Annotated in this window: 19 protein-coding genes; 9 read left to right on the forward strand and 10 right to left on the reverse strand. The window is 69.4% G+C overall.

Features of this window, described 5'->3' with window-relative positions; genetic code table 11:
* Positions 1-192: 192 nt before the first annotated feature.
* Together EV648_RS13260 and EV648_RS13265 are read left to right on the forward strand one after the other, a co-directional pair.
* Positions 193-708 carry an RNA polymerase sigma factor gene (locus EV648_RS13260; protein WP_132289864.1) on the forward strand — a complete coding sequence of 172 codons (516 nt, stop codon included), beginning with the start codon at positions 193-195 and terminating at the stop codon, positions 706-708.
* The gene (locus tag EV648_RS13265; protein ID WP_132289867.1) at positions 705-1,754 is read left to right on the forward strand and encodes a hypothetical protein; all 1,050 of its coding nucleotides are present in this window, start codon (positions 705-707) and stop codon (positions 1,752-1,754) included. Before EV648_RS13260 ends, EV648_RS13265 begins: the two co-directional genes overlap by 4 nt.
* A 56-nt stretch (positions 1,755-1,810) precedes the next feature.
* On the opposite strand, the gene EV648_RS13270 is transcribed toward EV648_RS13265, so the two are convergent.
* Genes EV648_RS13270 through EV648_RS13275 form a run of 3 tightly spaced genes read right to left on the reverse strand, consistent with a single transcriptional unit; the run spans position 1,811 to position 3,626 of the window.
* Complete coding sequence (locus EV648_RS13270) at positions 1,811-2,668, reverse strand: alpha/beta fold hydrolase (RefSeq protein ID WP_132289870.1); 858 nt, start codon at positions 2,666-2,668, stop codon at positions 1,811-1,813.
* Positions 2,665-2,919, reverse strand: a complete 255-nt coding sequence (locus EV648_RS44045) for a hypothetical protein (protein ID WP_241995106.1) — start codon at positions 2,917-2,919, stop codon at positions 2,665-2,667. Before EV648_RS44045 ends, EV648_RS13270 begins: the two co-directional genes overlap by 4 nt.
* Positions 2,916-3,626 (reverse strand): MFS transporter, encoded by a 711-nt coding sequence (locus tag EV648_RS13275; RefSeq protein ID WP_241995107.1) that lies wholly within the window; start codon positions 3,624-3,626, stop codon positions 2,916-2,918. The genes EV648_RS44045 and EV648_RS13275 overlap by 4 nt, the downstream gene beginning before the upstream one ends.
* 77 nt (positions 3,627-3,703) lie before the next feature.
* On the opposite strand from EV648_RS13275, the gene EV648_RS13280 reads away from it, so the two are divergent.
* Positions 3,704-4,462, forward strand: coding sequence for a ParA family protein (locus EV648_RS13280; protein ID WP_132289873.1), 759 nt, complete (start codon positions 3,704-3,706; stop codon positions 4,460-4,462).
* Between the two features lies 1 nt (position 4,463).
* Here EV648_RS13280 and EV648_RS13285 read toward each other — a convergent pair whose 3' ends face one another.
* Together EV648_RS13285 and EV648_RS13290 are read right to left on the reverse strand one after the other, a co-directional pair.
* A complete protein-coding gene (locus tag EV648_RS13285) occupies positions 4,464-5,363 on the reverse strand; it encodes a DUF4349 domain-containing protein (protein WP_132289876.1) in 900 nt (299 codons plus the stop codon).
* Between the two features lie 161 nt (positions 5,364-5,524).
* The gene (locus EV648_RS13290) at positions 5,525-7,297 is read right to left on the reverse strand and encodes a DEAD/DEAH box helicase (protein WP_241995109.1); all 1,773 of its coding nucleotides are present in this window, start codon (positions 7,295-7,297) and stop codon (positions 5,525-5,527) included.
* Between the two features lie 311 nt (positions 7,298-7,608).
* Here EV648_RS13290 and EV648_RS13295 point away from each other — a divergent pair, with 311 nt between their 5' ends.
* On the forward strand, positions 7,609-8,292 hold the full coding sequence (locus EV648_RS13295; protein ID WP_132193601.1) for a ferritin-like fold-containing protein: 684 nt from the start codon (positions 7,609-7,611) through the stop codon (positions 8,290-8,292).
* A gap of 112 nt (positions 8,293-8,404) precedes the next feature.
* Here EV648_RS13295 and EV648_RS13300 read toward each other — a convergent pair whose 3' ends face one another.
* From EV648_RS13300 to ligD, 5 genes are all read right to left on the reverse strand, one after another.
* Positions 8,405-8,680, reverse strand: coding sequence for a GlsB/YeaQ/YmgE family stress response membrane protein (locus EV648_RS13300; RefSeq protein WP_241995113.1), 276 nt, complete (start codon positions 8,678-8,680; stop codon positions 8,405-8,407).
* 164 nt (positions 8,681-8,844) lie between these two features.
* Positions 8,845-9,072, reverse strand: coding sequence for a DUF3107 domain-containing protein (locus EV648_RS13305; RefSeq protein ID WP_132193603.1), 228 nt, complete (start codon positions 9,070-9,072; stop codon positions 8,845-8,847).
* A 112-nt stretch (positions 9,073-9,184) separates the two neighbouring features.
* Positions 9,185-9,814, reverse strand: coding sequence for a TetR/AcrR family transcriptional regulator (locus EV648_RS13310; protein ID WP_132193605.1), 630 nt, complete (start codon positions 9,812-9,814; stop codon positions 9,185-9,187).
* 64 nt (positions 9,815-9,878) lie between these two features.
* Positions 9,879-10,067: a hypothetical protein gene (locus EV648_RS13315; protein WP_132289879.1), complete on the reverse strand. Its 189-nt coding sequence runs from the start codon at positions 10,065-10,067 to the stop codon at positions 9,879-9,881.
* 47 nt (positions 10,068-10,114) lie between these two features.
* Positions 10,115-11,041: a non-homologous end-joining DNA ligase gene (gene ligD, locus EV648_RS13320; RefSeq protein WP_132289882.1), complete on the reverse strand. Its 927-nt coding sequence runs from the start codon at positions 11,039-11,041 to the stop codon at positions 10,115-10,117.
* 18 nt (positions 11,042-11,059) lie between these two features.
* On the opposite strand from ligD, the gene EV648_RS13325 reads away from it, so the two are divergent.
* The 5 genes from EV648_RS13325 (at position 11,060) to EV648_RS13345 (ending at position 15,571) form a co-directional block, all read left to right on the forward strand.
* Positions 11,060-12,013 (forward strand): alpha/beta fold hydrolase, encoded by a 954-nt coding sequence (locus EV648_RS13325; RefSeq protein ID WP_132289885.1) that lies wholly within the window; start codon positions 11,060-11,062, stop codon positions 12,011-12,013.
* Between the two features lie 609 nt (positions 12,014-12,622).
* Positions 12,623-13,813 carry an adenylyltransferase/sulfurtransferase MoeZ gene (gene moeZ, locus EV648_RS13330; protein WP_132289888.1) on the forward strand — a complete coding sequence of 397 codons (1,191 nt, stop codon included), beginning with the start codon at positions 12,623-12,625 and terminating at the stop codon, positions 13,811-13,813.
* A 243-nt stretch (positions 13,814-14,056) separates the two neighbouring features.
* On the forward strand, positions 14,057-14,323 hold the full coding sequence (locus EV648_RS13335; protein ID WP_132193617.1) for a DUF2277 domain-containing protein: 267 nt from the start codon (positions 14,057-14,059) through the stop codon (positions 14,321-14,323).
* Between the two features lie 13 nt (positions 14,324-14,336).
* Positions 14,337-14,663: a hypothetical protein gene (locus tag EV648_RS13340; RefSeq protein WP_132289891.1), complete on the forward strand. Its 327-nt coding sequence runs from the start codon at positions 14,337-14,339 to the stop codon at positions 14,661-14,663.
* Positions 14,664-14,731: 68 nt separating this feature from the next.
* A complete protein-coding gene (locus EV648_RS13345) occupies positions 14,732-15,571 on the forward strand; it encodes a TIGR03560 family F420-dependent LLM class oxidoreductase (RefSeq protein ID WP_132289894.1) in 840 nt (279 codons plus the stop codon).
* Positions 15,572-15,594: the final 23 nt, after the last annotated feature.

Consider the following 15,594-nt stretch of genomic DNA (forward strand, 5'->3'; position numbering starts at 1 on the left):
GGGGCGTTGGGTTCTTCGACCGTAGTCAGGGGAGTGGGGGTCGTGGGGTCGGTTTGGTGGATCTGTGGATAAGTGGGGGCCACGGGATTGTGACCGGATTGTGGGGGTGGTGGGGGTGTGACGTCGGGGGGTTGAGGTCGTTGAGTCGCGGGAAGGGGCCAACCGGATGGGCGTTCGGAGGGTAGACAAGGTATGTCGACGATGATCGGGGAGCCGATGCCTGCGACGGCGCCGCCCGGTGACGGGGCGGGTTTCGTGGAGTGGGTGCGACCGCACTTGCCGGCGATGGCCCGGTTGGCGGCGCGGCTCGCGGTCGGGGTCGACCGGGACGATGTCGTGCAGGAGTCCCTCGTGCGCGCCTGGATGAAGCGCCGCCAGTACGACGGCAAACGCGGTACGGCGTCCGCGTGGCTGCTGGCGATCACCGCGGATCAGGCCCGGAAGGCGACCAGGCGGTTGCGGCCGGTCGCCGAGCTGGACGAGCACGACGCCGCGGACGCCCGGTCCGACGTCGAGGCCCGGGTGGACGTGGATCAGGCGCTCACCGCGTTGTCGGCGCGGCAGCGGCTCGCGGTGGACTGCTACTACTTCGCCGACCTGTCGATCGCCGACACCGCGGCGGTGATGGGCTGCTCCGAGGGCACCGTCAAGTCAACTCTTTCCGATGCGCGGGCCCGCCTGCGCTCCTTGCTGGAGGTCAGCGAATGAACCCGACCGACAAGGTCGACGACCTGCTGGTGAAGGCCGGCGCGCAGTGGCGCGCGGACCAGCCGTCCGCGCCGGAGCCGGATCTCGACCGGATGCTGCACCACAACAGGCCCCGCCGGTGGGTACCGGCACTGGCGGCCGCGAGTGTCGCCGCGATCGCCACGGCGGCACTGACCGTGCTGCCGGGCGGCAGCGAGCCCTCGGTGGCGCCGTCCACCGAGAAGCCATCCGTTGCCCAAGGCAACGGCAGTGACCCGGACTCGCTGCTGGTCCGCAACGGCGACCGGGTGGAGATGTCCGGTGAGGTGATCGCGGCGCCGGGGAAGTCGCCGATCTACTGCGCCCCGCACGCGGAAGTCGCGATCGGCTATCCACCGGGCAAGGAACCGGCGCCGACCTGCTCGGCCGACATCTCGGTCAAGCTGATCGGTGTCGACCTCGACCGGCTCACCGACGCGTCGACGATCAAGGGAGTGCGGAGCGGACAGGCCCGGCTGGTCGGCATCTGGCAGGACCGGACCGTCACCGTCCAGGAGCAGACCGCCCCGACGGTGGTGACGGTGACGCCGAGCCCGCGCAAGGACGCGGTGCCGTGTCCGACGCCGTCCGGCGGCTGGCCGTTGATCGCGAGCAACATCGACCGCCCGGAGGTGAGCCAGTGGCTCGCGGCCCGGGCCGACCAGATCGACAATCCGGCACTGCTGTATCCGGAGGGAGCCAGCCGGACGAAGCCGATGGTGGTCAGGATCGGCGTCGCGCACGGCGACGTGGAGAAGTTCCGGCGGGAGTTCGAGAAGGTGTACGAGGGCAACCTCTGCGTGGTGCGGGCGACGTTCAGCCAGAAGGACGTCGAGAACATCCAGAACGCGCTCTCGCCGCTGCACCAGCAGAAGCTCGGCATCACCGGTTCCTCCGGCCCGGGTCTGGAAGGCGGCGACAAGGTCCACGTGAGCCTGCTGGTGCTCGACGAGAAGACCCGCGCCGCCCTCGCCCCGGTCGGCCTGGACAAGCTCGCCCTCAACCCGGCCGTCAAACCCCTGCGCTGACTGCCCGAACGTCCGAAGAACTGAGGGCTATAGCGCTCGGTTCCTCGGACGCAAGCTCAGCGGTCGTGGAAGAAGTCGACCAGCATCCGGGCGGTCGCGGCGGGCTGGTCGATCGCGGGGGAGTGGCCCGCGTCGGCGACCATCTGGGCGTTCACGCCGAGGATGTCCGCCATCTTGTCCTGGATCGGGATCGGCCAGCCGTCGTCGGTCTCGCCGTACATCACCTGGGCCCGCACGCCCGACTTGGCCAGGTGTTCGGTGCGGTCCTCGGCGTCCATCAGCCGCCGGGTGATCGCGGCCAGGCCGGCCGGTACGTTCCCGGTGAACCGCTTGCGCAGGAAGGCGGCGATGTCCTCGGCCGGCGCGACGTACCGGGGTTCCTTGCTGTCGTGCTCGAGCTTGAGGTCGTACACCTGCTCGATCGGCAGGTTGTCCAGCCCGAAGGCGAGCATCTGCAGACCCTGCCGCTTCGCCTCGTCGCTGAAGGCGCCGGGTCCCGAGCACATCAAGGTGATGGTGGAGAACACGCCCGGGTCGGCCAGCACCGCCTCGCGCGCGACCAGCCCGCCGAACGAGTGCCCGACCAGCTGGCTGTAGCCGCCGAGCGCCTTACTCATCGCCACCACGTCCGACGCGAGCTCCGGCAGCGTGTACGCCGCGGGGTCGGCCGGGCCGGGCGTCTCGTACTGGCCCCGCTGGTCCACCGCGACGGCGATCCAGCCGTACCGCGCGAGGTGGTCCACCAGCGGGGTGAAGTCCTCCTTGCTGCCGGTCCAGCCCGGGACCAGCAGGACCGTGCCCAGCGGCGTACCGATGTCCGGCTTGGCCTGCAGGGTGGCGAAGGAGCCACGATCGGTCTCGAGTGTCACGGGGTGGACCCCGTCTGGCAGCGTCAACGTGCGCGGCGTACTCACGAGTCCACGGTAACGGGTACCTCGGCCCGCTTCGGGTTCCGGAGCAGCGTTGCGGTGGTCACAGCCAGCACCGCAAGGATCGCAGCACTGACCAGAGCAGCAGCCTGTACTCCGTCCGTGTACGCGCCACGAGTGAGTTCCAGCAGCTCCCGCGCGAGGGGACCGGGCAGGTGCTCGGCGACGGCGACCGCACTGCCCAGCGTGTCCCGGGCCTCACCTGGGACACCGGCGGGCAGGCTCTGCTCGGTCACCTGGCCGCGGTAGATCGCAGTGACCAGGCTGCCCGCCACTGCGACTCCCAACGCCATCCCGAGCTCCGTACCGGTCTCGCCCATGCCCGAAGCGACACCGGCACGCTCAGGCGGTGGTGCGGGCCGTCCTTGGCGATCTCCTTCAGGCCGTAGACGACGGCCACGATCGCGCCGGTCGACAGTGCGACGCTGGCCAGGTCGATCCGCCCGGCGCCGGGGGTGCGGAACTCGGGCAGCAGCGCGCGGGCGGTCGCCAGCAGGATCAGCAACGGCGGAACGCCGATCAGGAAGACCGATCCCCACCAGAAGTGCTCGAGCAGCACGCCGCCGATCAGCGGACCGGCCATGCCGAGCAGCACCCGGGCCGCGATCAGCAGCTCCGGGCTGGTCGAGAACGCGGCGAGCACCGAGGCCAGCGCGAACCCGGTGGCGCCGATCATCAGCAGCCGCCGGCGGCCGATCCGGTCGCCGACCGTGCCCATCGTGATCAGCAGACCCGCGACCACGAAGCCGTAGACGTCGACGATCCAGAGCAGCTGCGAGCTGCTCGGCGCCAGATCGGCGCTGAGCACCGGTGCTGCCAGGTGCAGCACGGTCATGTCGAGTCCGAGCAGGATGGTCGGCAGGGCCAGCACCGCCAGGCCGAGCCACTCGCGGCGGCCTGCCCGCGGTGGCGGGAGCTGTGCGTCGGTGTCCTTGCCGGACATCCTCCAACTTCAACGACACTTGAAGTCAAAGCTCGCCCCGGTGGGGTCATTGTGCCGCGGTGCGGCACAATGTGCTCGTGCCTCGCACACTCGCGGTTGCCAACCAGAAGGGCGGCGTGGCCAAGACGACCACGGTTGCCTCGCTCGGCGCTGCCCTGGTCGAGCTCGGTCAGCGGGTGCTGCTGGTCGACCTGGACCCACAGGCGTGCCTGACCTTCTCCGTCGGCATCGACCCCGAAGACCTCGACAAGTCGATCCACCACGTGCTGCTCGGCGGGGTGAAGGTGCAGGACGTGATCGTGCCGTCCGAGGAGGGCCCCGACCTGGTGCCGGCCACCATCGACCTGTCCACCGCGGAGGTCAACCTCGCGGCCGAGAGTGGTCCCGAGCATCTGGTCCGAAGCGCCCTGCGGCCGGTGGCGTCGCAGTACGACTGGATCCTGATCGACTGCCCGCCCACCCTGGGGCTGCTCACGGTGAACGGGTTGTCGGCGGCCTCGGAGGTCCTGATTCCCTTGCAGTGCGAGACTCTCGCGCACCGCGGCGTCGGTCAGTTGCTGGACACCATCCACGATGTCCAGCGCCTGACCAACCCCGGACTGGAGGTGCTCGGCGTCCTCCCGACCCTGTACGACGGGCGCACCAACCACGCGCGGGCGGTGCTCGAGACGATCGCCGACACCTACGCGCTGACCGTGCTCGCCCCGGCGATCCCGAAGTCCATCCGGTTCGCCGAGGCCCCCGCGATCGGGCAGACCATCCTGAGCACGGCACCCCGTTCGACCGGAGCCAACGCCTACCGCGCGTTGGCTGCGGGCCTCCTCGAAACGCGCTGACTCACCCCTGGTCGGGCGGCACGGCGGCCGGCGTACGGCGGAGGCGGCCGCGGAACTTCCACAGTGGGATGCCGATCAGCGCGAGCACGATCAGGAAGGGCAGCAGGGCGCCCAGCACGGCAGACAGCGCGAAGAACGTCGCGGTGAAGGCGTCCCACCCGCCGCGCAGACCGGCCAGGAAGCCGCGATCCTCCTTCTCCACCACGGGAGTCTTGCCCTTCTCTGCCACAGTCAGGCTCAGCGTCGCGAGTTCGGTCTGTAGCGACAGGTTCTTCTGCTTCGCCAGCAGCGACTCGAGATCGGCCTCGCGCCGGGTCAGTTCGGTTTCCACCGAGACGACCTCGCCGATCGTGTTCGCCTTGGCCAGCAGCGTCCGCATCCGTTCCAGGCTCGCCCGCTGCGAGGAGATGCGGCTTTCGACGTCCACCACCTGCTCGGTGACGTCGCTCGACTCCTGGTGGATCGCGGTCCGCGTCCCCAGACCGGACAACCTGTCGATGGCGGTCTCGTACGACGCGGTGGGCACCTTGAGGACGAGGTTCGCCTGGGTGATCCGGCCTTCGGAGTTGCTGCCGGTGTCCTCGGAAGCCACCTGGCCGCGCAGGCCGGTGATGATGCCGATCGCCTTCTGCCGGGTGGAGTTCACGTCCTCGGCCTCGACGCTGAGGGAGCCCGTTTTGATGATCGCGCGGGTGACCGTCGGCTGCGCCGCGGGTGCTGCCTTGCTGTCCTTGTCGGCGGAGCCCTCGGACCCGCCCGAGTCGGCCTGCCGAGGGGCCGCCGCGCCGTCGGCCGCAGTACTGGACTCGCCGCTGCTGCCGGAACCGCTGCAGCCGGACAGCAGAACGGCCGCGGCCAGGATCACTCCTGCTGCCGCGGCCGAGATACGTTTCGTCGTCATCGCCACACCCTTCCCTCCACGATGGTTTTCGTCGTGGCTAGGACGGGTCGGCGGTGGTGGGTGTTGCGGGCCGACGGTCACCGTTGAGGCACGGACGGGCGACGAACTGGTCTCGCCCATCCGTGGAGCTCCCGGACGGTGACGCGCCGGCTACGCGCCGTTCATTCCGGCGCGGTGAACGTCGGCATGACCGCGCTCGGAGCCTGCTGCGGCTCGTTGCTCGCGGCCTGCTCAGCGGCCTTCGCTGCGGTCTTCTCGTCAGCCTTCTCCGCGGACTGCGGTGCGGCCTCTTCCGAAGCCTTCGCCCTCGACGTCCGCTTGCGGGCCGGCCGCTTCGCCGGCGCCTTCTCCTCGGTCGCCGTCTCGACGGCGGCCGTCGGCTCGGCTGACTTCTCAACCACCGGGGCCTCGGCGGGCTGGCTGACGGACACGTCCGTCTGCTGCTCCGTGGTGCCCTCGGTGCGGCGGCGACGGGTGCGCTGCCGAGGCTTGCGCTCCGCCGGTGCCTCCGCTGCCTCGGTCGACGACTCGGCCGTCGGCGGTACCGCGGTCTTGGCGGTCACGTCGGCGTCGGACTTCTGCTCGACCGTCCCACCGCCCTCGCCTGACTCGCTGCCGCCCTCGACCGGCTGGCCGGCCCGCAGCCGCCGCCGGCTGCGGTTGGGCCGCTTCCGGGCCGGACGCTCGCTGCGCTCACCGGACTCGCCGTCGGACCCGGCAGTGGTTCCGGTGGTGGACTTGGCCTCGCCTTCGCCGGACCGGGTACGCCGGGCCGGCCTGTCGCGGGCGGGCTTGTCCTCCGGCTCGCGGGCCGGCTTGATCCGGCCCTTCGCGCCGGTCGGGATGCCGAGGTCGTGATAGAGCTCGGGGGAGGTCGAGTAGATCTCCTGCGGCTCGTCGTAGGGCAGGTCGAGCGCCTTGTTGATCGTCTTCCAGCGGACCAGGTCCGGCCAGTCGACGAAGGTGACGGCGATGCCGCTCGCACCCGCGCGGCCGGTCCGGCCGATCCGGTGGATGTAGGCCTTCTCGTCCTCAGGGCAGGTGTTGTTGATGACGTGCGTGACACCCTCGACGTCGATGCCGCGGGCGGCCACGTCGGTACAGATCAGCACGTCGATCTTGTCGCCGCGGAACCGGGTCAGCGCCCGCTCGCGGGCCTGCTGGTTCAGGTCGCCGTGGATCGCGGCGGCCTTGAAGCCCCGGTCGATCAGGTCGTCGGTGAGCCGGGACGCCTCCCGCTTGGTGCGGCAGAAGATCATCACCCGGCCGCGGTCGTCGGCCTGCAGGATCCGGGCCACCACCTCGGGCTTGTCCAGATCGTGTGCCCGGTAGACGAACTGCGCCGTCGTCGGCACCATCTCGGTGTCCTCGTGGGACTCCGCCCGGATGTTCAGCGGGTGCCGCATGTGGGTGCGGGCCAGGCCGATCACGGCCGACGGCATGGTTGCCGAGAACAACATGGTCTGGCGCAGCTCGGGCGTCTTGCGCAGGATCCGCTCGACGTCGGGCAGGAAGCCGAGGTCCAGCATCTCGTCGGCCTCGTCGAGCACCAGCACCTTGATGTGGCTGAGGTCGAGCACGCCGCGGTTGGCCAGGTCCAGCAGCCGGCCCGGCGTACCGACGACGACGTCGACACCGGTCTTGAGGGCGTCGAGCTGCGGCTCGTAGGCGACCCCGCCGTAGATGGTCAGGATCCGCACGGTGCGCACGGTGGAGGCGGTCTCGAGGTCCTTGGCGACCTGGATGGTGAGCTCGCGGGTCGGGGTGACGACCAGGGCTTGCGGCTTGCCGGGCGCGGCCAGCTCCTCGTAGTCGGCCTCGCCGGGGGAGATGGTGCGCTGCAGCAGCGGGATACCGAACCCGAGGGTCTTACCGGTACCGGTACGGGCCTGGCCGATCAGGTCGGTCCCCATCAGCGCGACGGGAAGCGTCATCTCCTGGATCGGGAAAGGCTCGATGATGTTGACGCGATCGAGCGCGTCGCAGATCTCGGGCAGGACCCCGAGCTCTCGGAAGGTGGTCAGGCTGATCGCCTCTCACATGCTTGTGCGGACAGTTGCAACAGTGGCCGGGTGGGCGTGGCTGCCCTACTTTTCACGGCGCGGGACACTGTGCAAGCGGCTCGCACCAGCTGCCCATCTGGGCGCGTCACCGGCGAAACACCGTCCAGTGTAGCCGGAACGTGCGCCACGACCGCCTCGTCGCATTCGGCCCCTGGCTTCCCGGTGCAGATAGTGTGCGCTCCATGACGGAGACAACGGCCTTCGACGACCCCGCCTACCGGGCCGCGGCGGTGGATCTGCTGGGAGTTCTCGCGTACGGCGAACTGACCGCGTTCGAGCGGATCGCCGAGGACGCCAAGCTCGCCCCGACCCTCGATGACAAGGCCCAGCTGGCCCAGCTCGCGACCACCGAGTTCGGCCATTTCGTGCAGTTGCGGGACCGCCTGGTCGCGCTCGGGGTGGACCCGATGGACGCGATGCAGCCGTTCGTCACTCCGCTGGACGCGTTCCACGACCACACCGCGCCGTCGGACTGGCTAGAAGGTCTGGTGAAGGCGTACGTGGGCGACGGATTGGCGAACGACTTCTACCGCGAGGTCGCGGCGTACGTCGACGCGGAGACCCGGGCCCTGGTGCTCGAGGTGTTCGCGGATTCCGGCCAGGCCGAGTTCGTGGTGGACCGGGTCCGGGCCGCGATCGAGGAAGACCCGAAGCTCGGTGGCCGGCTCGCGCTGTGGGGCCGCCGGCTGGTCGGCGAGGCGCTCAGCCAGGCACAGCGGATCGCCGCGGACCGCGATCCACTGGCGGCGCTGCTGGCCGGCAGTGTGGACCGCCCCGGCCTCGACCTGGCCGCGATCGGCCGGATGTTCACCCGCCTGACCGAGGCTCACACCGCCCGGATGAACGCCCTCGGCCTGCAGGCCTGAAAAACCTTGCGTTCGAAGAACCCGAGAGGCGTCACCGCGGTTCTTCGGACGTTGAGGAAAGCAGAGCGGCCGCCTGCCCCGATCGGGGTGGCGGCCGCTGTGGTGGTGCTGCTCAGACTTTTGCCTTGCTGTTGCGCGAGGAGATGAACCCGACCACGATCGCGGCGCAGATGATCTGGATCAGGTACTGGATCCAGTCCGGGCCTGACGTGTCCTTGACGCCCAGGAAGTAGGCGATCAGGCCACCGAGGAAGGCACCGATGCCACCGCCCAGGATGGTCCAGCCGAGGCTGATGTTCTGCTTGCCCGGGAGCACCAGCCGGGCCAGCGGCCCGAAGATGACTCCGGCGATGAGGCTGACGATGATCATCCAGATCCAGAAACCCACGATTCCTCCTTGAGGGATGACTGACCTGCGGCGATCTGGTGCCCAGCGTCGAACAGACCACCGAACATGCAGGTCTATCCCTCATGGTCCTCGCTTCGTCGCACTCCGCAACCAGGACACGCGACAGTTGCCGGACCGATGCTCGACCCAGCCCGGAAACCGGGTCAGATGGCGCCGAAACCGACCTTGCGGATCGAGACCTCACCGATCTCCACGTAGGCGAGCCGGTCGGCCGGGACGAGCACCTTGCGGCCCTTCTCGTCCGTCAGCTGCAACAGACCGGACTTGCCGGCGAGAGCGTCCGCGACGGCCTGCTCGACCTCTTCGGGGCTCTGCTCGCTCTCGAGCACCAACTCGCGATTGGCGTGCTGTACGCCGATCTTGACCTCCACGAAACCCTCCCGGGCACGTTCCGACCGGCGGCTCTCGCCGGTACCCGATTCGAGCCTATCCGTTGCGGGCCCGGGGTTCTCACCCGTCCGCCCACAGCAGAACCTCCGGTGCTCAGCTCTCGGTGCGGGGGAAGCCGCGGATGCCACGCCAGGCGAGGCTCGCGACCAGGTCGGCGGCCTGCTGCTGCTCGAGGGAGGAGTTCTCCGAGCTGAGCCAGTACCGCGCGCTCACCTGGGCCATCCCGACCAGGCTGACCGCGAGCACCATCGACTGCTCCTTGCTCAGCCCGGCGTCCGCGCTGATCACCTCGGAACAGGCCTCGGCGCACGCGTGGGTGACCCGGTCGACCCGCTCGCGGACGGCCGGCTCGTTGGTCAGGTCCGACTCGAACACCAGCCGGAAGGCGCCCTGGGCGTTCGCCACGTACTCGTAGAAGGCGTGGATTGTCGCTCCGACCCGCTCCTTGTTGTCCTCGGTCGAGCGCAGCGCGTCCCGCACCGACGCCACGATCGCCTCGCAGGAGGTGTCCAGCAGCGCGAGGTACAGCTCGAGCTTGCCCGGGAAGTGCTGGTAGAGCACGGGCTTCGAGACGCCGGCGCGATCGGCGATGTCGTCCATCGCGGCGGCGTGGTAGCCGTTCGCGACGAAGACCTCCTGGGCCGCCTCGAGCAGTTGCGCGCGGCGGGCCAGACGCGGCAGGCGGCTGCCGCGCTTGGGCGCAGTCTCCGGTGTCGTCGACACGTCGGCTCCTTCGGTGGTGCGGCACCGGCTGCCTGTGGCAGGCGGTAGTTGAACCGAATCCTACCTAGCGGTAGTCATCCTCGTCGGACCCGCCGACCGCGCGGCGCTGCTCCCCGACATCGGCGGGGTCGGCTTCGAGCGGTACGTCCGGGCTCTCGTCGTCCGGCTCGGGGTCGTAGCCAGCCGAATGCAGGCGCTGGTCCACCACGTCGGCCTCGGGGGCCTCGTCGGGCAGTTCCACGTTGCTGGTCATCGCGCTCCTCTCGGGCGGCCACCCTCCGGTACCCAGAGTCGTGGCGGTTATGAAGGCAGCGGTTTCGGGTCGTCATACAGCCCCTCCAGCACGTCGCCGTACTCCTCGATCCGGGCGAGCACGTCGGCGGGCAGGAAGGTCAGCTCGGCGGGATCGGTGGCGGCGGCCACCTCGTCCCAGTCGATCGGTGTGGACACCCTGGGCTCCTCCGCTCCCCGCAGCGAGTACGGCGCCAGGGTGGTCTTGGCGCTGGCGTTCTGGCTCCAGTCGATGAAGACCTTGCCGGGGCGGAGCGCCTTCGTCATGTTCGCCGTGACGTTCTCCGGCAACGCCTCGGCCAGTTGCTCGGCCAGCTGCTTGGCGAAGGCACTGGCGTCGCGGGACGGGGCCGGCTCGATCGGCACGTAGAGGTGCATGCCTTTGTTGCCGGAGGTCTTCGGCCAGCCCTCCATCCCATAGTGGCTCAGCAACTCCCGCAGGGCGAGGGCGACGTCGCAGCAGTCCACGACGGTGGCTCCCGGCCCCGGGTCCAGGTCGAACACGACGAGGTCGGCGTGAGGGGTCTTCCCGGTGTCGGACAGCCCGATCCGCCACTGCGGGACGTGCAGTTCCAGCGCAGCGAGGTTGGCGAGCCATACGATCGTTTGGATGTCGTCGGCGATCACGAAGTCCGCCTCGTCCCGGCCGGTGGAGCTCCCCGGCGTCGGCAGGGTCACCGTGCGCACCCAGTCCGGCGTACCGCGGGGTGCGTTCTTCTCGAAGAAGTACGCCGCGCCGGTGCCGTCGGGCCACCGCTTGCGGGTGAGCGGCCGGTCGGACAGGTGCGGCAGCAACTGCGGAGCGACCTGCAGGTAGTAGTCGATCACCTCGGCCTTGGTGAAGCCCACCTCTGGATAGAGCACCTTGCCGAGGTTGGTGAGCTTCATCGTCTGCCCATCAACTTCAGTCGTCAGCTGCTTCGGTCCCGCTGCCATGCCACCTAGCATGGCCTAGTGGAGAGTTACGGGGCAGTAACCGGCGCTTCGGTGCCGTTGGGGGCGCAGGAATGGCCGGCCCGGACCGTGCCGGTCTCGGGTGTCGACCTGCTGGTGAGGGACGTGCCTGGAGCGAGCAAGGACCTGCCGCCTGCGCTGTTCGTGCACGGGCTGGGCGGGTCGTCGCTGAACTGGACGACGATCGGGCTGCTCCTGAGCGACACCGTGCGCGGTATCGCGCCCGACCTGCCCGGCTTCGGGCGTACGCCGCCCTTGCCCGGCCTCGGGGGTCTCACCCGCCAGGTGGACGTCCTCGATGAGTTGATGGACCGCGAGATCGACGAACCGGTGCATCTGTTCGGCAACTCGATGGGTGGAGCCGCCGCGGTCGCCTTCGCCGCGCGCCGGCCGGACCGGGTGAAGTCGCTGACCCTGATCTCTCCCGCGCTGCCGCACCCGCGCGCCTCCGCCGTCGCGCTGTGGTTCCTCGCGCTCGCGACCCCGCGCCTGGGTGAGGTCGTGCTGGACCGGTCGCGGCGGCTCCCGTTCGACCGACGGCTCCGGGCGTCGCTGATGATGGTCTACGGCGATCCGGCAGCTCTGGCGCCGGAGACGCTCGAAGCCCACGCCGCCGAACTGCGCCGGCGCGACGCCGAGGCCTGGTACCCGCAGGCGACGGTGGAAGGCGCGCGCAGCATCCTGCGGGCGTACCTCACCCCGCCGCGCAGGTCGTTGTGGGCTGCGGCGGCGCAGGTTCGTTGCCCCGTCCTGTTGGTGTACGGCGGTCGCGACCGGCTGGTCGACGCCAGGATCCGCACCAAGGCGCAGAGCACCTTCCCCGATGCGCGCCTGCTCTACCTGCCGAACTCCGGCCACGTGGCCCAGATGGAACACCCGCAGGAAGTCGAGCAGGCGTTCCGTCAGCTGATTCGCCAGCAGCGGCAGGAGGAACGCGGTACCCGACTTCGGTAGCAGTCGCCGGGCGCGGTGTCATCTCCGGGATGATCCTGCGCCGGATTCGTTGACCCGACAACCACCTGCGTGTCTCTGGAGTCAGACGGATGATCTGTCTGCTGACGAAAGGACCACTGTGCGGGTATTCGGAAGACTGGGGCTGGTGGTCGCGCTGCTCGGTGACTGCTCTGGTCCGCGGGACAGGCGCAGGCCGCGCTCACGGACCAGCCAGTTGCCAAAGGCAAGGATTGGCGGGTGGGACCGGTGGCCGGGGGCTACCGGCTGACACTCGACCTTCACCGCCGAGATCCAGCACCTGGACGGCGCCCTCCTGAAGCTCCCCGTCACCCTCACAGCCACCATCCACGACAACGACTGACCACCCCCAGACACCAGGCGCCCCCGGCTGCATCCGAGGCGGCCTGGTCTTATCTCTGCCGGCGCCAGGCACCGCGGCCAGTCGTGAGACACACCTCCAGGGGCGCCGACCCGGCGCCGTACAAGTGAGACGAACGTCCCGGGATGCGGACCTGGCGGGGTCGGGCTGGTGTGGTGCGGGAACATGGAGAGCGGATGGATGGTTGAAACCCGGAGATCCGCCATTTTCCCGCTGACGAGGAGCGACAAGTGTCACTGCCCCCGCTGGTCGAACCGGCCGACGAGCTGACCATCGACGAGGTCCGCCGGTATTCACGGCACCTGATCATCCCCGAGGTCGGGATGGCCGGTCAGAAGCGGCTGAAGAACGCCAAGGTGCTGGTGATCGGCGCCGGCGGCCTCGGCAGCCCCGCGCTGCTCTACCTGGCCGCGGCCGGTGTCGGCACCCTCGGCATCGTCGAGTTCGACACCGTCGACGAGTCGAACCTGCAGCGCCAGATCATCCACGGCCAGTCCGACATCGGGAAGTCCAAGGCCCAGTCGGCCAAGGAGTCGATCCTCGAGGCGAACCCGTACACGAACGTCGTCCTGCACGAGACCCGGCTGGACAACGACAACGTGTTCGAGATCTTCGAGCAGTACGACCTGATCGTCGACGGCACCGACAACTTCGCCACCCGGTACCTGGTGAACGACGCCGCGGTGCTGCTCGGCAAGCCGTACGTCTGGGGCTCGATCTTCCGCTTCGACGGCCAGGTCAGCGTCTTCTGGGCCGAGCACGGCCCGTGCTACCGCTGCCTGTACCCCGAGCCGCCGCCGCCCGGCATGGTCCCGTCCTGCGCCGAGGGTGGTGTGCTCGGTGTGCTGTGCGCGTCGATCGGCGCCGCGCAGGTGACCGAGGCGATCAAGCTGCTCACCGGGATTGGCGACCCGTCGCTGGGCCGGCTGAACATCTACGAGGCGCTCGACTTGAACTGGCGCGCGCTGAAGGTCCGCAAGGACCCGAACTGCGCGATCTGCGGTGAGAACCCGACCGTCACCGAGCTGATCGACTACGAGAGCTTCTGCGGCGCGATCACCGAGGAGGCGGCCGACGCGGCCGTTGGTTCCACCATCTCGGTGAAGCAGCTGAGCGAGTGGATCAAGCTGAAGGACAACGGCGAGAAGGACTTCGTGCTGATCGACGTCCGCGAGCCCAACGAGTACGAGATCAACAGGATCCCGGGCTCGGTGCTGATCCCGAAGGCCGACTTCCAGACCGGCGTCGCCCTGGAGAAGCTCCCGCAGGACAAGCAGCTGGTCTTCCACTGCAAGTCCGGCGTCCGCTCCGCCGAGGTCCTCGCCATCGCCAAGGGCGCCGGCTTCTCCGACGCCGTCCACGTGGGCGGCGGAGTAGTCGCCTGGGTCGACCAGATCGACCCGTCGCAGCCCTCCTACTGATCACCCGACAACAGCCCCGCCCGTACTCCGGTACGCGGCGGGGCTGTCGTCTTCAAGGCATGGCCCCGGACCCGGAGATGCTCGCCGCGGGCGCAGTGGCAGCGGTGACTCTGGTGGGTGGGGACACTTCATCGGGACCTCGGACAGGCTATTCCTTGTGCGAGGTCCCGCTGTGGTGTCCGAGGTCCCGCTGTGTTGTCCGGTGATCCGGCCGTTGTCCCCTCGGGCACGTACTGTCGGAGCATGTGCAGAAACATCACCGTTCTCCGGGGACTGGAGCCGTCGGCGACCTCGGAAGAGATCTATGCGGCGGCCTTGCAGTACGTGCGCAAGGTGACGGGCGTCGGCTCGCTCAGCGCGACCACCCGTGGCCCGATCGAGCGAGCGGCCGCCGAGGTCGCCCGGATCACCGAGGCATTGCTCGAGGAGATGCCGGAGCGACGGGTGCCGCCGCAGACGGTGCCACCGCTGCGCCGGCCCGAAGTACGGGCTCGTCTCGGTCTGGACTGACAGACTGCCTGATGTGAGGCACATCGTGGTGGACGACCGGCGACGCCAGGGGTTCGTCTTCGCCCTGATGATCGCCGGCATGATCCTCGCGCTGCTGTGCGTGAACACGGTCCGCCGCCGCGCGGACGAGTGCGCCGCCGTGCTGCCGCCGGCCACCTACGTGGTCGGCGTCATCGCCCTGCTCATCGGCCTGGTCGCTCTCGTGCTGCTCGCCCGCTGGTTCACCCGTGGTCCGCACGCGATCGCCGTGGTTCTCTTCATCACTGCCGCGGCCGGCGTCGTCTTCGAGGTCTTCGTGCTGATCACGGCGATCCTCGAAGCCCGCCCCGACTGCGGCTGAAACGCTGGGCAGCGGGGAGTCGGGGCGGTAGGTTGCCAGGTGGAAAACCCTTACCGAGGAGGCGGAGAATGCGGTTCGCGATCAAGACCCGGCCCGAGCACACCACTTGGCAGCAGTTGCGCGACGTCTGGATCGCGGCGGACGAGTTCGAGATCTTCGAGTCCGCCTGGCACTGGGACCACTTCTACCCGTTGAGCGGCGACATGACCGGCCCGAACCTGGAGGCCTGGACGTCGCTGGCGGCGCTCGCGCAGGCGACCAAGCGGATCCGGGTCGGCTGCCAGGTGACGGGGATGATCTATCGCCACCCGGCCGTGCTCGCGAACATGGCGGCGACCACCGACATCATCTCCGGCGGCCGGCTCGAACTCGGCGTCGGCGCCGGCTGGAACCAGATGGAGTGCGACGCGTACGGCATCGACCTGCCGCCGCTGAAGGAGCGCTTCGACCGCTTCGACGAGGGCATGCAGGCGATGATCGCGCTGCTCACCGAGCCGGTCGCGAACTTCGACGGCCAGTACGTCAAGCTCACCGACGCGTACTGCGAGCCGAAGGGCGTGCAGACCCCGCACCCGCCGATCACCATCGGCGGCAAGGGCCCCAAGCGCACTCTGCGAGCGGTGGCGCGCTGGGCGCAGCAGTGGAACGTGATCGTGCAGAGCCCCGAGGAGTGGAAGCCGCTCAAGGAGATCCTGGTCGGCCACTGCGAGGACCTCGGCCGCGACCCGGCCGAGATCACCTGCTCGGTCAACGTCCGCATCGACCCGGACCAGCCGCTGGACCAGGCCGTCGCCAACGCCGCGGCGTACAGCGAAGCAGGCGTCGACCTCGCCATCATGAACCTCCCCCTCGACGCCCCGCCCTCCGTCCTCGAACCCCTGGCGAAGGCTTTGGCGCCGCTCGCCTGATCCCGTCGAGGCACTGATCCCGT

The sequence above is a fragment of the Kribbella sp. VKM Ac-2568 genome (assembly GCF_004345365.1).
Classification (GTDB): Bacteria; Actinomycetota; Actinomycetes; order Propionibacteriales; family Kribbellaceae; genus Kribbella; species Kribbella orskensis.

Excerpts from the sequence above, each read along its gene's own strand:
- EV648_RS13260 (WP_132289864.1), top strand. The coding sequence starts at position 193 with ATGTCGACGATGATCGGGGAGCCGATGCCTGCGACGGCGCCGCCCGGT.
- EV648_RS13265 (WP_132289867.1), top strand. The coding sequence starts at position 705 with ATGAACCCGACCGACAAGGTCGACGACCTGCTGGTGAAGGCCGGCGCG.
- EV648_RS13275 (WP_241995107.1), bottom strand. The coding sequence starts at position 3,626 with ATGTCCGGCAAGGACACCGACGCACAGCTCCCGCCACCGCGGGCAGGC.
- EV648_RS13285 (WP_132289876.1), bottom strand. The coding sequence starts at position 5,363 with ATGACGACGAAACGTATCTCGGCCGCGGCAGCAGGAGTGATCCTGGCC.
- EV648_RS13290 (WP_241995109.1), bottom strand. The coding sequence starts at position 7,297 with ATGACGCTTCCCGTCGCGCTGATGGGGACCGACCTGATCGGCCAGGCC.
- EV648_RS13295 (WP_132193601.1), top strand. The coding sequence starts at position 7,609 with ATGACGGAGACAACGGCCTTCGACGACCCCGCCTACCGGGCCGCGGCG.
- EV648_RS13315 (WP_132289879.1), bottom strand. The coding sequence starts at position 10,067 with ATGACCAGCAACGTGGAACTGCCCGACGAGGCCCCCGAGGCCGACGTG.
- ligD (WP_132289882.1), bottom strand. The coding sequence starts at position 11,041 with ATGGCAGCGGGACCGAAGCAGCTGACGACTGAAGTTGATGGGCAGACG.
- EV648_RS13335 (WP_132193617.1), top strand. The coding sequence starts at position 14,057 with ATGTGCAGAAACATCACCGTTCTCCGGGGACTGGAGCCGTCGGCGACC.
- EV648_RS13345 (WP_132289894.1), top strand. The coding sequence starts at position 14,732 with ATGCGGTTCGCGATCAAGACCCGGCCCGAGCACACCACTTGGCAGCAG.